The sequence below is a fragment of the Microbacterium sp. ISL-103 genome, assembly GCF_018613995.1.
Classification (GTDB): domain Bacteria; phylum Actinomycetota; class Actinomycetes; order Actinomycetales; family Microbacteriaceae; genus Microbacterium.
The window spans coordinates 1-3,837 of the sequence record NZ_JAGGPD010000251.1; the positions used below are offsets into that span (position 1 = coordinate 1).

4 protein-coding genes are annotated in these 3,837 nt (G+C 68.2%); 3 read left to right on the plus strand and 1 reads right to left on the minus strand.

Annotated features, from left to right (window positions below; translation table 11 throughout):
• The coding region (locus tag J7E68_RS10080) for a 2-oxo acid dehydrogenase subunit E2 (protein ID WP_215172202.1) at positions 1–341 on the plus strand (341 nt) is incomplete at its 5' end.
• Here J7E68_RS10080 and J7E68_RS10085 read toward each other — a convergent pair.
• A complete protein-coding gene (locus tag J7E68_RS10085; protein WP_215172204.1) occupies positions 334–927 on the minus strand; it encodes a TetR/AcrR family transcriptional regulator in 594 nt (197 codons plus the stop codon). The two genes, J7E68_RS10080 and J7E68_RS10085, sit on opposite strands and share 8 nt — an antisense overlap.
• A gap of 113 nt (positions 928–1,040) precedes the next feature.
• On the opposite strand from J7E68_RS10085, the gene J7E68_RS10090 reads away from it, so the two are divergent.
• Both J7E68_RS10090 and J7E68_RS10095 read left to right on the plus strand, forming a co-directional pair.
• Positions 1,041–2,594, plus strand: a complete 1,554-nt coding sequence (locus tag J7E68_RS10090; RefSeq protein WP_215172206.1) for a carboxyl transferase domain-containing protein — start codon at positions 1,041–1,043, stop codon at positions 2,592–2,594.
• A gap of 5 nt (positions 2,595–2,599) precedes the next feature.
• Positions 2,600–3,837: acetyl/propionyl/methylcrotonyl-CoA carboxylase subunit alpha (locus J7E68_RS10095; RefSeq protein WP_215172208.1), on the plus strand; the 1,238-nt coding region annotated here is incomplete at its 3' end.

Genomic DNA, 3,837 nt, shown 5'->3' on the forward strand with positions numbered 1-3,837 from the left:
TCGAGCTGGCGGAGGCTCTCAAGGTGCTCGCCGACACCGCTCGCGCAGGCAGGGCGACACCGGCAGATCTGGCGGGGGGAACGTTCTCGATCTCGAACATCGGCGTCTTCGGTGTCGATGCGGGAACACCGATCCTGCCGCCGGGGCAGTCGGGCATCCTCGCCGTGGGGGCTGTGCGTCGGCAGCCTTGGGAATTCCGCGGCGAGATCGCCCTGCGTCAGATGATGACGCTGAGCCTCTCATTCGACCACCGCCTCGTCGACGGCGCCGAGGCGTCGCGATTCGTGAAGGACGTCGCAGATGTCCTGGAGCAGCCGGGGCGCGCGATGCTGCTCAGGTAGTCGCGCGGAGCGCTGATTCCGCCATCGCGACGAGCACTGTCGCGGTGGCGGAACGGCGTCGGGCTGCCGCCCGCGTGCTGTGCGGGGTGGAGTTGATCAGTCCGAAGCAGGCCTGTACGCGCAGGCGCAGCTCGTCGGCATCGGCCTCGACGAGAGGCGCGAGAGTGCTGATCCAGAGTTCGATGTACGCGCGCTGCAGCCGGCGCACCTCGGAGTGGTCGCGGGCGTCGAGATGGGCGACATCGCGGTCGTGCACGCGGATCACGTCGGCGTGGCCGAGCGCGAACTCGACGTGGAACTCGATGAGCGCGTGCATCCGTGCGCCCGGGGTCGAGCCCTCCGTGGCGACGCGCGTGCCACCCGTGACGAGGTCGTCGCTCACCTGAACGAGCACGGCGCCGAGCAGCGCCTGTTTGCCGGCGAAATGACGGTAGACCGCAGGCCCGGAGACGCCCACGGCGGCCCCGATGTCTTCGAGACTGACCCCGTTGTACCCGCTCTCGGCGAACAATCGGGCGGCCTCTCGGAGGATCGCGTCCGAGCGCTCTGCCTTGGCGCGATCTCGCGCGGTGACGGGGCTTGTCATCTCAGTTAATCCTCGCTAACCTGATGCCATCGGTTAGTGAACACTAACCGAGAATGCATGCACTGCGCCAGGGCGATGTCGCCCGCGCTCCGTGAGTCGAGGAGGACGTCACGATGCCCGCAACTCAGCAGTCCCTCGCGGCGGAACTGCGTGACCGCATCGCCGTCGCCGCGCAGGGAGGACCGATCGCCTCGCGCGAGCGTCATGTCGCGCGAGGAAAGCTCCTTCCGCGCGACCGGGTGGTCCGGCTCCTCGACGAGGGGAGTCCCTTCGTCGAGATCGCTCCGCTGGCCGCCGACGGCCTGTACGGAGGAGACGCACCGGCGGCGGGAGTGATCGCCGGAATCGGACTCGTCCACGGCCGCCATGTGATGGTCGTGTGCAACGACGCGACCGTGAAGGGGGGCACCTACTTCCCCCTCACTGTCAAGAAACATCTGCGCGCACAGGAGATCGCGCTCGAGAACAGACTGCCGTGCCTCTATCTCGTCGACTCGGGCGGCGCCTTCCTTCCCAAGCAGGACGAGGTGTTCCCCGACCGCGAGCACTTCGGACGCATCTTCTTCAACCAGGCGAGGATGTCGGCTGAGGGCATCCCTCAGCTCGCCGCCGTGCTCGGCTCCTGCACGGCGGGTGGCGCGTACGTTCCGGCCATGAGCGACGAGACGGTCATCGTCCGCGACCAGGGCACGGTCTTCCTCGGCGGACCTCCTCTCGTCAAGGCGGCGATCGGCGAGATCGTCTCAGCGGAGGAACTCGGCGGCGGTGAGATGCACGCGCGACGCAGCGGCGTCGTGGACCACCTCGCCGAAGACGACGAGCATGCGCTCGAGATCCTGCGCGACATCGTCGCCACACTGCCCGCCCCGCTTCCACCGGCCTGGGAGGTTCACGACAGTCGTGACCCGTCGGAGTCGGGATCGCTCTACGACGTCGTCCCCGTCGACGTCAATGCGGCCTACGACGTGCATGAGGTCATCGTGAGGCTGGTCGACGGCGACACCTTCCGTGAATTCAAGGCCGAGTACGGCACCACTCTCGTCACGGGCTTCGCACGGCTGCACGGACACCCGGCCGGGATCGTGGCGAACAACGGCGTTCTGTTCAGCGAATCCGCCCTGAAAGGTGCGCACTTCATCGAACTCTGCGATCAGCGGGGAGTCCCTCTGATCTTCCTGCAGAACATCTCGGGATTCATGGTCGGTTCGGATGCCGAGGCCGGGGGCATCGCGAAGGACGGGGCGAAGATGGTCACCGCCGTCGCCAGCACGAGAGTGCCCAAGCTCACAGTGATCATCGGCGGGTCGTTCGGCGCGGGCAACTACTCGATGTGCGGTCGGGCGTATTCGCCGCGGTTCCTGTGGACGTGGCCTGCCAGTCGCATCTCGGTGATGGGCGGAGCCCAGGCGGCATCCGTGCTCGGCACCGTCAAGGACGACCAGCTCGCGGCGCGCGGAGAGACGTGGAGCGCCGATGACCGTGCGACCTTCGAGAGGCCGATCCGTGACCAGTACGAGACCCAGGGCGAGCCGTACTACGCCACAGCCCGCCTGTGGGACGACGGCATCATCGACCCCGCCCAGACCCGCGACCTGCTGGGGCTCGCCCTCGACGTGGTCGCCCGCAGCCCGCTGACCGAGCCGCGGTTCGGCCTCTTCCGGATGTGACCCCCATGACAACGACCGACACCCCTCGCGAATTCGATGCCGTCCTCGTCGCCAACAGAGGCGAGATCGCCAGGCGCATCATCCGTACCCTGCGGCTGATGGGCATCCGCAGCATCGCCGTGTACAGCGATGCGGATGCCGATGCACCCCACGTGCGCGAGGCCGACGACGCCGTGCGGATCGGGGCGGCCCCGGCGGCGGAGTCGTATCTCGACATCGATGCCGTGATCGCGGCGGCGCGCGCCACCGGAGCACAGGCCGTCCATCCCGGTTACGGCTTCCTCTCTGAGAGCGTCGGGCTCGCCGAGGCGTGTGCCGAGAGCGGCATCGTCTTCATCGGCCCCTCGGTGAAGGCTCTCCAGATCATGGGCGACAAGGCCAAGGCGCGCGAGCACGTCGTGCGATCGGGTGTGCCGGTCGTCCCCGGCTTCGACGCCAGGGGCCTCTCCGACGCGGAGATCGCCGAGGAGGCGGCCGCTGTCGGGTTCCCCCTTCTGGTCAAGCCGAGTGCGGGTGGCGGCGGCAAAGGCATGGAAGTCGTCGAGTCGGCAGCGGGCCTCGAAGCCGCTCTCGCCTCGGCGCGACGTGTCGCGCGCTCGGCCTTCGGCGATGACTCACTGATCCTGGAGCGACTCATCCGGCGTCCGCGTCATATCGAGGTTCAGGTCTTCGGCGATGCCCACGGCTCGGTGATCACTCTGGGTGAGCGGGAGTGCACCCTGCAGCGCCGCCATCAGAAGGTCATCGAGGAGGCACCGTCGGCCGGTATCGCAGAGGCGACCAGGGCACGACTGCTCGATGCGGCGACGCAGGCCGCCGCGAGCGTGTCGTACGTCGGCGCCGGCACCGTGGAGTTCCTGCTCGACGCCGATGCGCCCGACCAGATCTTCTTCATCGAGATGAACACGCGTCTGCAGGTCGAGCATCCTGTCACCGAGGAGGTGACAGGACTCGACCTCGTCGCACTCCAGATCAGGGTCGCGGCCGGAGGACGGCTCGGCACCGCGCCGGCCGTGCACGGACATGCGGTCGAGGCTCGGGTCTACGCAGAGTCGCCCGAGCGCGGGTTCCTGCCGTCCACCGGTCGGATCCTGCTGTTCGATCCGCCGCCGGGCGTTCGGGTCGATGCGGCGGTCGAGACCGGCAGCGAGGTCACCGGCTTCTACGACCCGATGATCGCGAAGATCATCGCCGTCGCGGACGAGCGGAGCACAGCGTTGCGACGCCTGGACGAAGCGCTGAG